General features: G+C 65.3%; 13 protein-coding genes. 8 read left to right on the top strand and 5 right to left on the bottom strand.

What is annotated here, in order from left to right; genetic code table 11:
- The first annotated feature begins 8 nt into the window (after positions 1-8).
- Genes ACSFCA_RS28135 through ACSFCA_RS28120 form a run of 4 tightly spaced genes read left to right on the top strand, consistent with a single transcriptional unit; the run spans position 9 to position 3,285 of the window.
- Positions 9-308 (top strand): acyl carrier protein, encoded by a 300-nt coding sequence (locus ACSFCA_RS28135; protein WP_435461878.1) that lies wholly within the window; start codon positions 9-11, stop codon positions 306-308.
- Positions 305-1,582, top strand: coding sequence for a beta-ketoacyl-[acyl-carrier-protein] synthase family protein (locus tag ACSFCA_RS28130; RefSeq protein ID WP_258352049.1), 1,278 nt, complete (start codon positions 305-307; stop codon positions 1,580-1,582). Before ACSFCA_RS28135 ends, ACSFCA_RS28130 begins: the two co-directional genes overlap by 4 nt.
- 41 nt (positions 1,583-1,623) lie before the next feature.
- Entirely contained in the window at positions 1,624-2,751 is a 1,128-nt protein-coding gene (locus ACSFCA_RS28125) for a sterol desaturase family protein (protein WP_435461879.1), read from the top strand.
- Positions 2,752-2,802: 51 nt separating this feature from the next.
- A complete protein-coding gene (locus ACSFCA_RS28120) occupies positions 2,803-3,285 on the top strand; it encodes a GNAT family N-acetyltransferase (RefSeq protein ID WP_435461880.1) in 483 nt (160 codons plus the stop codon).
- A gap of 10 nt (positions 3,286-3,295) precedes the next feature.
- On the opposite strand, the gene ACSFCA_RS28115 is transcribed toward ACSFCA_RS28120, so the two are convergent.
- Positions 3,296-5,542: a heavy metal translocating P-type ATPase gene (locus tag ACSFCA_RS28115; protein ID WP_435461881.1), complete on the bottom strand. Its 2,247-nt coding sequence runs from the start codon at positions 5,540-5,542 to the stop codon at positions 3,296-3,298.
- A gap of 130 nt (positions 5,543-5,672) precedes the next feature.
- On the opposite strand from ACSFCA_RS28115, the gene ACSFCA_RS28110 reads away from it, so the two are divergent.
- Together ACSFCA_RS28110 and cueR are read left to right on the top strand one after the other, a co-directional pair.
- Positions 5,673-5,867: a heavy-metal-associated domain-containing protein gene (locus ACSFCA_RS28110; protein WP_007833622.1), complete on the top strand. Its 195-nt coding sequence runs from the start codon at positions 5,673-5,675 to the stop codon at positions 5,865-5,867.
- Entirely contained in the window at positions 5,864-6,268 is a 405-nt protein-coding gene (gene cueR / locus ACSFCA_RS28105) for a Cu(I)-responsive transcriptional regulator (RefSeq protein WP_435461882.1), read from the top strand. Before ACSFCA_RS28110 ends, cueR begins: the two co-directional genes overlap by 4 nt.
- 1 nt (position 6,269) lies before the next feature.
- Here the strand turns inward: cueR and ACSFCA_RS28100 are convergent, their stop codons facing one another.
- Positions 6,270-7,214 (bottom strand): YcjF family protein, encoded by a 945-nt coding sequence (locus ACSFCA_RS28100; RefSeq protein ID WP_435461883.1) that lies wholly within the window; start codon positions 7,212-7,214, stop codon positions 6,270-6,272.
- 564 nt (positions 7,215-7,778) lie between these two features.
- Here ACSFCA_RS28100 and creB point away from each other — a divergent pair.
- A complete protein-coding gene (creB, locus tag ACSFCA_RS28095; protein ID WP_258352055.1) occupies positions 7,779-8,573 on the top strand; it encodes a two-component system response regulator CreB in 795 nt (264 codons plus the stop codon).
- Positions 8,570-10,009, top strand: a complete 1,440-nt coding sequence (gene creC / locus ACSFCA_RS28090; protein ID WP_435461884.1) for a two-component system sensor histidine kinase CreC — start codon at positions 8,570-8,572, stop codon at positions 10,007-10,009. Before creB ends, creC begins: the two co-directional genes overlap by 4 nt.
- On the opposite strand, the gene ACSFCA_RS28085 is transcribed toward creC, so the two are convergent.
- The 3 genes from ACSFCA_RS28085 to ACSFCA_RS28075 form a co-directional block, all read right to left on the bottom strand.
- The gene (locus ACSFCA_RS28085) at positions 10,003-10,614 is read right to left on the bottom strand and encodes a hypothetical protein (RefSeq protein WP_258352057.1); all 612 of its coding nucleotides are present in this window, start codon (positions 10,612-10,614) and stop codon (positions 10,003-10,005) included. The genes creC and ACSFCA_RS28085 overlap by 7 nt on opposite strands.
- 85 nt (positions 10,615-10,699) lie before the next feature.
- On the bottom strand, positions 10,700-13,102 hold the full coding sequence (locus ACSFCA_RS28080; RefSeq protein WP_435461885.1) for a penicillin-binding protein 1A: 2,403 nt from the start codon (positions 13,100-13,102) through the stop codon (positions 10,700-10,702).
- A 24-nt stretch (positions 13,103-13,126) separates the two neighbouring features.
- Complete coding sequence (locus ACSFCA_RS28075; RefSeq protein WP_435461886.1) at positions 13,127-14,320, bottom strand: glycoside hydrolase family 3 N-terminal domain-containing protein; 1,194 nt, start codon at positions 14,318-14,320, stop codon at positions 13,127-13,129.
- Between the last annotated feature and the right edge of the window lie 67 nt (positions 14,321-14,387).

Raw genomic sequence — 14,387 nt, 5'->3', positions numbered from 1 at the left:
GCATTTCCATGTCTTCTTCCAACGCTTCTTCGCCCACCTTCAACAGCATCGCCGCGATCCTGGAGGCCGACTTCCGCGTCGAGCGCTCGGCCATCTCGCCGGACACCGCGCTGTCCGACCTCGGCCTCGACTCGCTCGCGCTGATGGAGTTCGTCTTCGCCGTCGAAGACGCCTTCCACCTGCGCATTCCCGAAGATCGCCTCGACCCGCGCGAAGCCGGCATCACGCTGCAGCGCCTGTGCGAAGTGATCGACACGGAAAGTGCCGGCAGCGCAGCCGCCGCCCAGCCCGCCGAAGCCACCGCATGAGCAGCGGTGCAGCCCACGCCGCGCTCGCCGCTTCGGCCGCACGCGCCGCCTCCGCGCCGGTGCGCGTGAGCGGCATCGGTTTCGTCACGCCCATCGGCCGCACTGTCGAGGCCTTCGACGAGGCGCTGTTCGCGGGTCGTTCGGCCGTGCGCGCGCAGACGCTGGAGATCAAGGGCATGGACCCGATGCTGCTCGCCGTTGCCGCCTGTGACTTCGATTCGAACGGCGTGCGCAGCACCTCGCGCCTGCCGCTGGACCGCGGCACCGCCATGGCGCTGGCTGCCGCACAGGACGCGGCCGGCGAAGCCAGGCTCGACCTCGACACCATCGACCGCGACCGCCTCGGCATCTTCTGGGGCAGCGGCCTCGCGGGCGCCGGCACCTTCGACAACACCACCAGTGCGCTCTATGGCGAACAGCGCCGCATGCGCCCGACGACCGTGCTTACCGTGATGCCCAACGCCGCCGTGGCCGAGCTCGCACTGCATTTCGGCGCGCGCGGTTCGGCCATTGCATACGCCTGTGCCTGCGCCTCCTCGGCCGTGGCCATCGGCGAAGCGATGCGCGCCATTCGCGGCGGCTGGATCGACGTTGCCATCGTCGGCGGCCACGACGCCATGCTCACGCCCGGCGTGATGGCCAGCTGGCACGCGATGCGCGTGATGGCTCCGCCGCCAGCCGATGCGCCCTCTTCCGCCTGCCGCCCATTCTCGGGTGACCGCGCGGGCTTTGCCATTGGCGAAGGCGCGGCCGCGCTGGTGCTCGAATCCGAAGCGCATGCGGCCGCACGCGGCGCCGAAGCCGCGCCCTTCGTGCTCGCGGGCTACGCCACCAACTGCGACGGCACGCACATCACCAACCCCGACGCCCCAGGCCAGGTGCGCGCGATGCGCGCCGCACTGCGCGACGCAGGCATCGAGGCCTCCGACGTCGGCCACATCAACGCGCACGGCACGGCCACCTCCGCCGGTGATGCAGCCGAAGCCGCGTCGATCCGTGAGGTGTTCGGCAACAGCACGCCGGTCAGCGCGACCAAGGCCATCCACGGCCACGTGCTCGGCGGCGGCGGTGCGATCGAGCTCATCGCGGCGCTGCGCGCACTGGCGCGCGAGACGCTGCCGCCCATCGCCAACCTGCAGACGCCCGACGCTGCATTCGATCTCGACTTCGTGCAAGGCGAGGCACGCGAGGCCAAGGGCATCCGCTACGCGCTGTCCAATTCCTTCGCTTTTGGCGGCACCAACGCGGTCATCGTGGCCGGCCGCGCATCCTGACGCTGAAGATTCGCTGAACCCTTCCTGAAAAAACGAACGCGGTGCACCGGCTGGTTGTTTTCGTCGTGCCCGTGTTCGCGCTGCTCATGGCGTGCGAGTTCGCATGGGGCTGGCTCAAGCGGCGCAACACCTACCGCTTCAGCGACACGCTCGGCAGCCTGAGCCAGGGACTGCTGAGCCAGGCGCTTTCGGTGTGCACGCAGCTGTTCCAGATCGGCCTCTACGCAATGGTCTATCCACTGGTCGCGATCTGGACACGGCCGAGCTTCTGGGACAGCGTTGTGGGCTGGATCGTTGCCGTGCTGCTGTTCGACTTCTTCGACTACTGGCTGCATCGCGCGGGTCATGAGTCGGCCGTGTTCTGGGCCGCGCACTCGGTGCATCACCAGAGCCAGCACTTCAATTTTTCCACCGCGCTGCGGCAGGAAAGCACCGTGGCCTTTCTGGGCTGGGCCTTCTACCTGCCGATGGCAGTGGTGGGCGTTCCTCCCGAGCAGTTCGGCCTTGCAGGGCTGATCGTGCTGGTCTATCAGTTCTGGATTCACACCGAGCACATCGGCAAGCTCGGCTGGTTCGACCGCGTGTTCTCGTCGCCATCGAACCATCGCGTGCATCACGCGGTGAACGACGGCTATGTGGACCGCAACTACGGCGGCATGCTCGTGGTGTGGGACCGGATGTTCGGCACATTTGCCGAAGAGAAAGAGCGCTGTGTCTACGGCACGCGCAAGGCGCTTGCGAGCTTCGACCCGATGCGCGCGATCCTCGGCCCGTATGCGCCGCTGCTGCGAGACGCCTGGTACACGCAGCGCTGGCAGGACAAGATCGCCGTGTGGTTCAAGCCGCCCGGCTGGCGACCGGCCGACGTGGCGCAACGGTTTCCCGAAGCGCCCTTTTCGCTGGAAGAAGCGATGCACATTCACGATCCGGCGCTGACGCGCCCGCAGGTGGCTTCGGCCTCGATTCACTTCGCGTGCTGGGTCGGCGTGACGCTGGCCTTTCTGTGGCGCGCCGACGACCTCGCATTCCAGACGGGACTGGGCCTGCTTGCGCTGGCCGTCGGCGGCTTCTGGTCCATTGGCGCTGTGCTCGACTCGCAACTGCGGCTGCGATGGGCCTGGTGCGCGCAACTGGCCTTGCTGGGGATCTCGGCAGTACTGCTCGCCTGACGGCCTCGCTATGTATGCTCGGCGCTCTCATCGCACCGGGAACATTCGATCATGCACAGGCTGGCCACACCTGAAGACATCGACACCGTCTTCGCCCTCTACATGCACGAGAAGGTCGTGCGCTTCCTCGGCTACGACCCGATGCCGATCGAAGATTTCCGCGCCGTCTACCAGGCACTGCTCGACACCCGGTGCTTCTACGTCTACGAACGCGAAGGACGCATCGCAGGCTTCTACCGCGCCACGCGCTATCCGGGCCGCATTCATCATGTGGCCGGCCTCGGTACGCTCGCTGTCGATCCTGCATTCCATGGCCAGGGCATTGCGCTCGCCATGGTCAGCGAGGCCATCGACACACTGAAGACTGCTGGTGTCAAGCGCATCGAGCTCTTCGCCGAAAGCGACAACGCGCCCGCGCTGCGCTTCTACGAGAAGCTGGGCTTCGAGCGCGAAGGCACGCTGCGCAGGTACTACAAGCGGGCCGGCGAAGAGAACTACGTCGATGAATACGTGATGGCGCTGCTGTTCGACTGAGAAGGCATCGTCAGGGCTTCCAGCGCCGCAGCAGCAGCGCGTTGGCCATCACACTCACGCTCGACAGCGCCATGGCCGCACCAGCCACCACAGGGCTCAGCAAACCGAAGGCCGCGAGCGGAATGCCGGCCACGTTGTAGGCAAAGGCCCAGAACAGGTTCTGCCGGATCTTCGCGACCGTGCGCGCAGAGAGCTCGAAGGCCTGCGCCACCAGCGCGAGATCGCCGCGCATCAGCGTGATGCCGGCCGCTTCCATCGCCACGTCGGTGCCGCCACCCGAAGGCGCCATCGCGATGCCCACGTCGGCCGCGGCCAGCGCGGGTGCATCGTTTGCGCCGTCGCCGACCATCGCCACGACGTGCCCGTTCTTCCTCAATGCAGCGACCTGCGCCGCCTTGTCGGCCGGCAGCACATCGGCGCGCACGTCTTCGGCGGCGATGCCCAGCCGCGCCGCCATGGCTTGCGCTGCACGCAGGTTGTCGCCCGAGATCATCACCACGCGCAGGCCGCGTGCTCGCAGCGTGCGGATAGCTTCGGCAGCCTGTGGCTTGGGCTCGTCGGCGAAAGCGAACAATGCATGCACGTGCGCGGCGCCGGTTTCGTCGAAGCGCAACAGCGCGGACACCGTGGCACCTTGAGACTGCAGACGCTCGACTTCCGCAGCGTCGTCGGGCATCGCGTCGAGTTCACGGCACCAGCGCAGGCTGGCGATGGCCCAGTGCACGCCGCTGACCTCACCACGCACACCGCGACCTGGCCACGCCTGCATCACACCCAGCGCAGGCACCTGCACGTTGCGCTGCACCGCAGCGGCCAGCACTGCCTTGGCCAGCGGATGCTCGCTGCCGCTCTGCAGGCTGGCGGCCGTCGCCAGCAATTGATCTTCACTGGCATCGGTGCCCGCGACGGGCACCAGTGCAGTGAGCACCGGTCGGCCGACCGTCAGAGTGCCTGTCTTGTCGAATGCAACGGTGTCGACGCGGTGCGCGATTTCCAACGCGCGCGCATCCTTGATAAGAATGCCGTGACGCGCCGCCACGCCCGTGCCAGCCATCACCGCGACCGGCGTTGCGAGGCCCAGCGCACACGGGCAGGCAATGACGAGCACTGCCACAGCGTGGATCAGCGAAGTCTCGATGCCCGCGCCCGCAACCAGCCATCCGGCCAGTGTGACAAGCGCGATCACCAGCACCACCGGCACGAACACGGCCGCAACCTTGTCCACCAGCCGCTGGATCGGCGCCTTCGCTGCTTGTGCATCTTCGACCAGCCGGATGATGCGCGCGAGCACGCTCTCGGCACCGACCGCGCTCACCTCGATGACCATGCGGCCGTCGCCGTTCACTGCTCCGCCGGTCAATGCATCGCCCGGTCCCTTGGCCACGGGCAGCGGCTCGCCAGTGAGCATCGATTCATCGACTTCGGATTGCCCTTCGATCACGCGTGCATCGGCTGGCACGCGTTCGCCAGGGCGCACCGCGAGGCGGTCGCCCACCATTACCTCGGCCAACGGCACATCGCTTTCCTTGCCGCGCGCGCCGACCAGGTGAGCCACTTCAGGCCGCAACTGCTGCAACGCACGGATCGCCGACGTGGCCTGGCGCTTGGCGCGCGCCTCCAGCCACTTGCCGAGCAGCACCAGCGTGATCACCACCGCCGAAGCCTCGAAGTACAGGTGCGGCATCGCACCGTGGCCCGCATGCTCGCCGGTGGCCGCGCGCCACCAGAGCCAGAGCGACAGGCCGAAGGCTGCGCTGGTACCGAGCGCCACCAGCAAATCCATGTTGCCGGTGCGCGCCTTTGCCGCATGCCAGCCCGCGCGATAGAAGCGCGCGCCCAGCCAGAACTGCACCGGCGTCGCGAGCAGCAGTTGCAGCCATGGCGGCAGCATCCAGTCTTGTCCGAAAGGATCGCCGAGCATCGGTGCCAGCAAGGGAATCGACAACGCCAGGCCGACAGCGACCGGGCCAAAGCCGTGCCACGGCGACAGCGCTGCTTCGTCGGCCGCGGTGCTCGCTGCGCGCGGCTCGTACCCCGCCGCGCGTACGGCTCGGCGCAGCGGGGCGTCCATGTCTTCGCTGCCGCCTGTCACAACGCGGGCCGATTCGGTCGCGAGATTCACACTCACGTCTTGCACGCCCGGCACGTTTTTAAGCGCACGCTCGACACGCATCACGCATGAGGCGCAAGTCATGCCGCCGACCGAGAGGTCGAGCGTGGTGGTGCCGGGAGTTTGGTGCTGCAGAACTTTTTCCATGTGCCAAGGCTAAAGCCTCACACGATGGCAAGGTCAAGCGGAGAAATTCAGTGCCCCTGCGCTGGACATTGACATCGTGAGAGGGTTCAAACTTGCGTCCTCAATCAATCACTTTCAAGGAGCTACCACGATGAGCCAGAAATTCCAGGTCACGGGCATGAGCTGCGGCCACTGCGTGAGCGCAGTACAGAACGCGGTGCAAACGGTGGATCCCGAAGCGCAGGTCACGGTCGATCTGGAAACGGGTCATGTCGACGTGCTGAGCGAACAGCCGCGCAAGGACATCGTGGCCGCGATCGAGAACGCGGGCTACGCGGTTCAATGACGACGGGCTCTGTCGCCATCGGCGAAGCGGCGCAGCGCTCCGGCGTGTCGGCCCGCATGGTCCGCCACTACGAAGGGCTGGGGCTGCTGCCGGCGGTGGCGCGCACCGAAAGCGGCTACCGCCAATATGGTGAGGCCGATATCCACACGCTGCGCTTCATCAAGCGCTCACGCGACCTGGGTTTCTCGATGGAAGAAATCGCGGAACTGGTCGGGCTGTGGAACAACCGTCGGCGCGCAAGCTCGAGCGTGAAGCGCATCGCCGAGAAGCACCTCGGTGAACTGGAGCAGCGCATTGCGGACATGCAATCCATGCGCAATACGCTGGCCCACCTGGTTCATTGCTGCCACGGCGATTCGAGGCCTGACTGCCCCATCCTCGACGACCTGAGCAAGGTCTAGATCAGGCGCCCCGCACCAGCGACAGCACCTTGCCCGCATCCAGCGTGCGGGCCTTTTCCTGAATAGCCGGCAGATACTGCGTCTGCAGGCTCTGCCCTTCCTTCACCACGCCTGAGAACGCGTCCTTCAGCATCTGCGTCGAGAGCGTGCGGCCGCCGGCGTAGTAGCGCTTGGCCACATGGCCCAGCGCGTAGGTCGAAGCAAAGCTCATCCCCGAGCTCACGGCCTGGTTGCCCAACCCACGCAACAGGCCACCGCCAACCTTGCCCAGCAGGCCGCCGAGCAGCTTGCGCCCCGCCTGCTCCAGGTACTGCGAAGTCAGGCCCACGCCGACCGTGGCCAGGAAATCCTTGATGTGGCCGCTGTCGAGCTGGTAGCCGTACGACTGGCCGATGCGGTAGACCAGCTTCATCTGCAGCGGAATGATCGCCATGGTCGAGAGCGTCTCGGGCAGCAGCTCCAGCGCGCCGTTGAGGATGGCGGCGTTGAGGATCGACTTGTCGAGCTCAGCGGTGTCGGGCGTATTCGGCGTCGATGGCACCGCGACCGCAGTGCCGGCAGCGGCAGCAACAGGCACCGCCGCAATTTCCTCGGCCTGCTGCGAAAACGCGGCCGCCGAAGCATCCAGCCCGAGCGACGTGCGCACATCCGCCAGGAACATGCGCTCCGCCTCCGACTGCGTGCCGTCCGCATCGCACACGCACACCGCCATCTCGTAGGCGAGCTGCCGGGCTTCGCTGCTTTTGAGCTCGCCGGCCACCGAGGCCAGCGACACGCGCTTCATCAGCACGTCCTGGTAGAGCGTCGGCAGGTTCAGGCCGTCGGCCTGCGACAGGCCCTCGGCAATCCGCTTGATCTCGGCCCGTTCGCGCTCGTGTTTTTCGCCATCGACAAAGGCAGCCAGCAGGCTCAGGGTCACGATCGACTTTGTTTCTGAAGGTGTCATGTTCAACATTTCGCAATATGAATGATCTGGTTCGGTCGCTGAACGGGCCGGAAGGTTCCGGCGAGCTTCTCCCCACAAACCTTGAGTAACTCTGTGGATAACGTTGGCACTTCTGTGTAGTGGCGTTGCAACTCATTGATCTGAAAGGGAAATCTACAGATCGCCCAAATTTTCAGCAATGAATTTCTCCGGGGAAAAACCCCCTTTCGCAGATTTTCCGGAAGGAGTCAAAGCACAACTCTGGGGACAGTTTTTGAACAAGCCATGGCTTATCCACAGGCCGGATCGGTTACCCAATGTTGTTCATGTGGCGGGTACAAACCGGAAGCGCAGCTGCGCACAGTGACAGAGCCATGACAAGTGCTTGTCACATAACGAAAAAAGCGGCATGTCCACAGAAGAGGGCAACCCTTATCTACTACTACTAATTTGAATAAGAAGAATAAGAAGACAGGGAAAGGGAAAGCTGCGCGCGAAAAAAAAGCCGCGAACGGCCGCGCCGGTCGACGGCGCCTTTGAACAAAACCGGTCCTCCCGATCCACTCCCCTCGGTAACATTCGTGGATGAGCTTCAAACCCCGGATCCTGATTGCCGAAGACGAATCGGGCATCGCAGACACGCTGCAGTACGTCCTCAAGAGCGACGGATTCATCCCAGTCTGGTGCGCCACGGCCGAAGAAGCCATCGCCCAGTTCGCGCAGGAACCGCCGGCGCTGGCCATCCTGGACATCGGATTGCCCGATCTCAACGGTTTCGAGCTCTTCAAGCGCCTCCAGGCGCTGAACCAGTCGATGGGCGGCCCGGAGGTGCCCATGGTGTTCCTGACGGCCCGCAGCGACGAAATAGACCGCGTGGTGGGCCTCGAACTGGGCGCTGACGACTACATCGCCAAGCCGTTTTCGCCGCGTGAACTCGTCGCTCGCGTACGGACCATCCTGCGGCGCAGCGCCCGAAACGGCTCAGGAGCCCCCACGACGGGTGCAGCTCCAAACCATGGGATACCCCATCAAATCCCGGCCCAGACGCCTCCAGCGAGCCCACAGGCACCTGCAATGCCCTTTTCGCTCGATAACGAGCGCATGCAAATCCGTTATTACGGACGCCTGCTGGAACTCTCCCGTTACGAATACGGCCTGCTGAGACTGCTGGTGCAACGGCCCGGCCGCGTCTTCACGCGCGACGAATTGCTCGAACTGGTCTGGGACGATTCCAGCGACAGCTTCGACCGGACGGTCGACGCGCACATCAAGACCCTGCGCGCCAAGCTCAAGGCGATCGCGCCCGAGGTCGAGCCGATCCGCACGCTGCGCGGCACCGGCTACGCACTGAACGAAGAACTGCCCGCCAAGGCGTCGTGACCCGGCGCACGCGGATCTTCATCGGCATCCTGCTGATCTACACGGCGGGCATCGCCTTCCTGCTGTACCGCGTCGTTTCCGACATCGACCCGCGCTACCGCGAGTCGGCCGAAGAATCGCTGGTCGAAACTTCTCAGCTCGTGGCCAGCCTGGTCGAGCAGGACGTGATCGCCGGTGCCATCAACACGGCGCGGCTCGAGCCTCTCTTTCGCACCGTCTACGCACGCGAGTTCTCGGCGCAGATCTACAACCTGCACAAGAGCCGCGTCGAGCTGCGCGTGTACGTCACCGACCGCAATGGCCGCGTGATGTTCGACTCGCTCGGCAGGCACCTGGGCGCCGACTATTCGCAGTGGGCCGACGTGAGCCGCACGCTGGCTGGCTTGTACGGCGCGCGCACCTCGCGCGATGTCGACGGCGATCCGCGCACTTCGGTCATGTACGTGGGCGCGCCGATCCGCTGGAACAACGAGATCGTCGGCATGGTCAGCGTGGGCAAGCCGGTGCAGAGCTTCGGCCAGTTCGTGGAAGACGCCCGCGTGCGCACCATCTGGGTGGGCGTCGGCTCGGCACTCGCGCTGCTGCTGCTCACGCTCATCGTCTCGATCTGGCTGGTGCGGCCCTTCGGCCTGATCCGCGACTACTGGACCTGGGTACGCGCGCAGCACAGCCTGAGCCTGGTGCGCATGGCACGCCGCGCGGTCGACGGTGTGCGCACCGGCTTCAGCGAAATGCGCGATGCCCTCACCGGCCGCAATTACGTGGCCGACTATGTGCAGACCTTCACGCACGAAGTGAAAAGCCCGCTCTCCGCCATTCGCGGCGCGGCCGAGCTGCTGCAGGAGCCGTCGATGCCGCATGCCGAGCGCGAACGTTTCCTGAAGAACATCGAACGCGAGACGCAACGCATCCAGGAAATCGTCGACCGTATGATGGAGCTCACCGCGCTCGAGACGCGGCGCACGCTGGACCGCACAGAACCGGTCGCGCTGGCTTCGCTGATCGAGGACATCGCTGCCAGCGCACAACCTGCGGCAGCCAAGCGCAACATCAAGCTGCTCGTGAACATTCGCGACGATGCCCGCACCGAAGGCGACCCGTTCCTGCTGCGCCGCGCCATCAGCAACCTGCTCGACAACGCCATCGATTTTTCACCGCGCGACAGCGAAGTGCTACTCACGCTGGAAACGACCTCGAAGCTGGCCCGCGTGAGCGTGCGCGACCACGGCCCGGGCATTCCGGAGTACGCGCAGGAAAAAGTCTTCGAGAAGTTCTATTCGCTCGCCAGGCCCCACAGCCAGAAGAAGAGCACGGGGCTGGGGCTGGCGTTCGTGAAGGAGATCGCGGCATTGCACCGCGGCCGGATCGATCTGGGCAACGCGTCGCGCGGTGGCGCCGTGGCGACGCTTACGCTGCCGTTGCTGTCACATCACTGAGGGCGCCCAATCAGCGCGCAATAGGCGCTGCGCGTCTCCGGACTCACAGCCCCGAGCGCCTGCAAATACTGCGTCTGGTGCTGCCCGATCATGCGAGCCGACGCCACAGTTTTCGAGCGGCAATACCAGTGGCAGGTGTGCTGCATCAGGAACAGCTCGGCCGACATGGTGAAGGCTTTCGATTTAGGCGTGCGTCCGGCTTCGTTGCGCATCACGCCGGCAACGCCGCGTGCATGGATGAGCAGGGCCTGGCGCACGTCGAAGGTCGAGGCCGGAAAAAACTGCGTGAACAGCGGAATGGCCACCGGCAGCTTGCTCACGCGCGTGGCGGGTTCGGGCATGCGCGAGAACTCGGCGGCGAAGCTGTCGAACTGGGCAGAGAGCTTTTCCTCGGTGGCGTCGAGCAGGTGCCAGATCTGCTGGCGGCGCTCGGCGTCGTCTTCGCCGAGGCAGCGCATGTAGCCGGAGGTGAGGCTCTCCATCAGCCTCTCGATCTGGTAGCGCCCGAGGTGGCTGGCCAGCAGCGCGATGCGCATGCGCTGTTCCCTGGACTTGAGGATGTAGAAGCCGGCGGCAAAGAGAGCCACCAGAGTAAGAATTTCCATGGATGCGTGGAGAAGAAAAAGAGAAGGCGGGAAGCAGCACCGAGTGTAGGCACCGCGACCCGCCTTCGCTTTTCAGCTCTGCGACTTACCGGAAGAAATCGAGAATCCTGTTGCGTTCTTCCGGCACCGGCGGCGCTCCGATGGGCGCACCCGTGAGTTCTTCGGCCGGCGGTGGCGGCGCTTCGCTTTCCAGACCCAGGCTCGCCACGTTGTGGCCCGGCGTGAAGTCGTCGAAGTACCACTCGCCGTCGACGTTCACCACGCCAGGCGGTTCCGCCGGTTGCGTCACGGGCACGCCCTGCAGCGCGGTCTGCATGTAGCCGATCCAGATCGGCAGGCTCAGGCTGCCGCCGGTTTCACCGCGTACGCCGAGCTGGCGCGGCGTGTCGTAGCCGATCCACGCGATGCCGACCATGGTCGGCTGGAAGCCCGCGAACCATGTGTCGAAGGAATCGTTGGTGGTGCCGGTCTTGCCGTAGAGGTCGTCGCGCTTCAGGGCCTGGTGTGCCTTGAAGCCGGTGCCGTTCTTCACCACGCTCTGCAGCAGCGAATCCATGATGAAGGCGTTGCGCTGAGGAATGGCGCGGCGCGCTTCGTCGAGCACCGGCGGCTCGGTTTCCATGATGACCTTGTCCCTCATGTCGGTGACACGCGTGACCAGGTACGGATTGACGCGGTAGCCGCCGTTGGCGAACACCGAATAGCCCACCGCCATCTGCATCGGCGTGACCGAGCCGGCGCCCAGGCCCATGGGCAGATTCGCTGGGTGCTTGTCCTTGTCGAAGCCGAACTTGGTGATCCAGTCTTGCGCATAGGGCGCGCCGATCGACTCCAGCACGCGCAGCGTGACGAGGTTCTTCGATTTCATCAGCGCGGTGCGCAACGGCATCGGGCCTTCGTAGGTGCCTTCGAAGTTCTTCGGCTCCCAAGGCTGGCCGCCGTTGGCGCTGGCATCGAAGTACAGCGGCGCGTCGTTCACCACGGTTGCGGGCGTGAAACCTTTTTCGAGTGCTGCCGAGTAAATGAAGGGCTTGAAGCTCGATCCCGGCTGGCGCCAAGCCTGCGTCACGTGATTGAACTTGTTCTTGCCGAAATCGAAACCGCCGACCAGTGCCTTGATGGCGCCGCTGCGCGGGTCCATGCCGATGAAAGCGCCTTCCACCTCAGGCAGCTGCGTGATTTCCCAGGTGTTCTTCGGCGTCTTGGCCACGCGGATGACCGCGCCGCGGCGGATCTTGATGTTCGGCGGTGCCTTCGCAGCGAGGCCCGACTGCGCGGGTTTCAGGCCGTCGCCCGTGATCTGGATGGTTTCACCGTTCGCGCGCACGGCGCTGATTTCCTTCGCGTTCGCGTCGAGCACCACGGCCGCGACCACGTCGCCGTTGTCAGGGTGTTCGGCCAGTGCATCGTCCACGGCCTCGTCGATTTCCTTCTGCTCGGTCGGCAGGTCGACGAACCTCTCGGGGCCGCGGTAGGGCTGGCGCCGCTCGTAGTCCATGATGCCCTTGCGCAGCGACCTGTAGGCTGCCGTCTGGTCGGCCGCCACGAGCGAGGTGTAGACCTTCATGCCGCTGGTGTAGATGCTGTCGCCGTACTGCGCGTACATCATCTGGCGCACCGTCTCGGCCACGTACTCGGCATGCAGCCGGTTCGGATCGGCGGCGTCGCGCAGGTGCAGTTCTTCCTTCTTGGCTTCTGCAGCCTGGTCGGCGGTGATGAAGCCGGTTTCCTGCATGCGGTCGATCACGTAGAGCTGGCGCGCCCGCGCGCGGCGCGGGTTGGCCACGGGGTTGTTGGCGCCGGGCGCCTTCGGCAGGCCGGCCAGCATTGCGGCTTCGGCGATGGTGACGTTCTGCAGCGGCTTGCCGAAATAGGTTTCGGCGGCGGCCGCAAAGCCGTAGGCGCGATTGCCCAGGTAGATCTGGTTCAGGTAGATCTCGAGGATCTGGTCCTTGGTGAGTTGCCGTTCGAGCCGCAGCGCCAGCAGGATCTCGTAGGTCTTGCGGCTCATCGTCCGCTCCGAACTCAGGTACACGTTGCGCGCCACCTGCATCGTGATGGTCGACGCGCCCTGCTTTCGGCCGCCCTTCAGGCTGGCCACCGCTGCACGCAGGAAGCCCTTGTAGTCCACTCCACCGTGGTCGTAGAAGCGCGCGTCTTCCACAGCCAGTACCGCGTCTTTCATGACCTTCGGAATGTTGGCGAAGGGCGTGAGGTTGCGGCGCTCTTCACCGAACTCGCCGATCAGCTGGCCTTCTGTCGAGTACACGCGCAGCGGCAGCTTGGGGCGGTAGTCGGAAAGCTCGGACACATCGGGCAGCTTCGGATAGATGGCGACCACCGCGACGATGGCTGCGACCAGCACCACGAGCGCGCCGGAGCCGACCGCGATGGCGCCCCAGCCGGCAATGCGCTTCCACGGCGCGCGGGGTTCGTTGGACGCCGCGTTGCCGTCGTCGGAAGGTTTGGAGCTTGAGCGTTTGAACATAAGAGTTGGCTGCTTGCTTGTCTGCTAGCGAAAGGATTGGAGCCGCCGCGCGCCGCTGCGTTCCAGCATCGGCAGGTCGAGCGTGCCCTGCCGCGCTGCCTGCTGCGCGCAATGCATGGCATCGAAATACTTGTCGTGGTCGAAGGCGATCAGCAACAGGTCCACGCCGGCGCCAAGGGCGCGAACGGTGGCATCGCAAAGACCGCGGTTGTAGGCTGCGCCCATCGTGAGATCGTCGGTGACGAGCAGGCCCTGGTAGCCCCATTCGCCTCGAATTACCCGCTGCACGATTTTGCGCGAGAAAGAGACCGGATATTCGGCGTCGAACTCTACAAGGATGACATGGCCCAGCATGATCGCGGCATCCGAATGTTTCGACACGTCTTGAAACGGCTTCCAGTCGTGCGCCGCGAGCTGGGCGACCGGCGTGCGCAGTTCGGCGGCGAAATGATGGGTGTCCTCGGCTACACCGCCCAGGCCGGGAAAGTGCTTCAGCGTGCCGCGGACGCCTGCGGATTCAAGGCCCAGTTCGTAAGCGAGCGCCACCTGCGCAGTGATGGCGGGGTCGGCCGAGATCGCGCGTTCGTCGATGCGGGTGTGAAAGTCCCAGCGGCCCGGTGCGCGGCCGGGGCGCAGGTCGACCACCGGGCTGAAATTGAGCGTGATGCCTAAAGCGGCGAGCGCCCTGCCCTGTTGCGCACCGTAGGCACGGGCGCGTTGCGCGAGTTCGTTGTCGGGCACGTCGGCGTCGAGCAGCGAGGCGAGTGAGGGCTGGCGTTCGACCAGCGGCGAGAGGCGCGAGACCGAGCCGCCTTCCTGGTCGGTTGCGACGATCAGCGATGTCAGGCCAGCTTCGCGGCGCAATGCTTGCAGGCCTTCGATCTCATTGCGCAGTTCAGCGGCCTTGCGGCCCTTTACATTGCGGCCGGTTACGAAGATTCCGCCGATCAGGCCCTTTCGGGCCAGCTCGCGCAGGTTTTTTGCATCGTCATACCCGACGATGAAATGCGCGCCCAGCGCCTGTGCGAGCGGGCCCTCCGATGCATTCACTTCGGCCCGGTGCTGGTGCGAGGCCGCCTCGTTGCACAGTGCCGTCAGTAAGCCCGCGAACGCCAGGCCCAGAGCGACCGGGCGCAAGTTGCCCCGCGCAAACCTCCAGGCGATGGTGATGCTGGCCACCAGCATCGCCAACAGCAAGGGCAGTTCCCACGCGCGCATGAAGCGCAGGTGCGGGTCCTTCAGGTGCCAGGCCCAGAACCACAGCGTGGCCAGGGCCAGCCAGCCC

The organism is Variovorax multivorans (assembly GCF_051216835.1).
Classification (GTDB): Bacteria; Pseudomonadota; Gammaproteobacteria; order Burkholderiales; family Burkholderiaceae_C; genus Variovorax.
Note: the sequence above shows the minus strand (reverse complement) of the source record. Positions and strands in the feature narration are given on the sequence as shown.

Excerpts from the sequence above, each read along its gene's own strand:
- ACSFCA_RS28115 (WP_435461881.1), bottom strand. The coding sequence starts at position 5,542 with ATGGAAAAAGTTCTGCAGCACCAAACTCCCGGCACCACCACGCTCGAC.
- ACSFCA_RS28100 (WP_435461883.1), bottom strand. The coding sequence starts at position 7,214 with ATGACACCTTCAGAAACAAAGTCGATCGTGACCCTGAGCCTGCTGGCT.
- ACSFCA_RS28130 (WP_258352049.1), top strand. The coding sequence starts at position 305 with ATGAGCAGCGGTGCAGCCCACGCCGCGCTCGCCGCTTCGGCCGCACGC.
- ACSFCA_RS28135 (WP_435461878.1), top strand. The coding sequence starts at position 9 with ATGTCTTCTTCCAACGCTTCTTCGCCCACCTTCAACAGCATCGCCGCG.
- ACSFCA_RS28075 (WP_435461886.1), bottom strand. The coding sequence starts at position 14,320 with ATGCGCGCGTGGGAACTGCCCTTGCTGTTGGCGATGCTGGTGGCCAGC.
- ACSFCA_RS28085 (WP_258352057.1), bottom strand. The coding sequence starts at position 10,614 with ATGGAAATTCTTACTCTGGTGGCTCTCTTTGCCGCCGGCTTCTACATC.
- cueR (WP_435461882.1), top strand. The coding sequence starts at position 5,864 with ATGACGACGGGCTCTGTCGCCATCGGCGAAGCGGCGCAGCGCTCCGGC.
- ACSFCA_RS28120 (WP_435461880.1), top strand. The coding sequence starts at position 2,803 with ATGCACAGGCTGGCCACACCTGAAGACATCGACACCGTCTTCGCCCTC.
- ACSFCA_RS28110 (WP_007833622.1), top strand. The coding sequence starts at position 5,673 with ATGAGCCAGAAATTCCAGGTCACGGGCATGAGCTGCGGCCACTGCGTG.
- ACSFCA_RS28080 (WP_435461885.1), bottom strand. The coding sequence starts at position 13,102 with ATGTTCAAACGCTCAAGCTCCAAACCTTCCGACGACGGCAACGCGGCG.
- creB (WP_258352055.1), top strand. The coding sequence starts at position 7,779 with ATGAGCTTCAAACCCCGGATCCTGATTGCCGAAGACGAATCGGGCATC.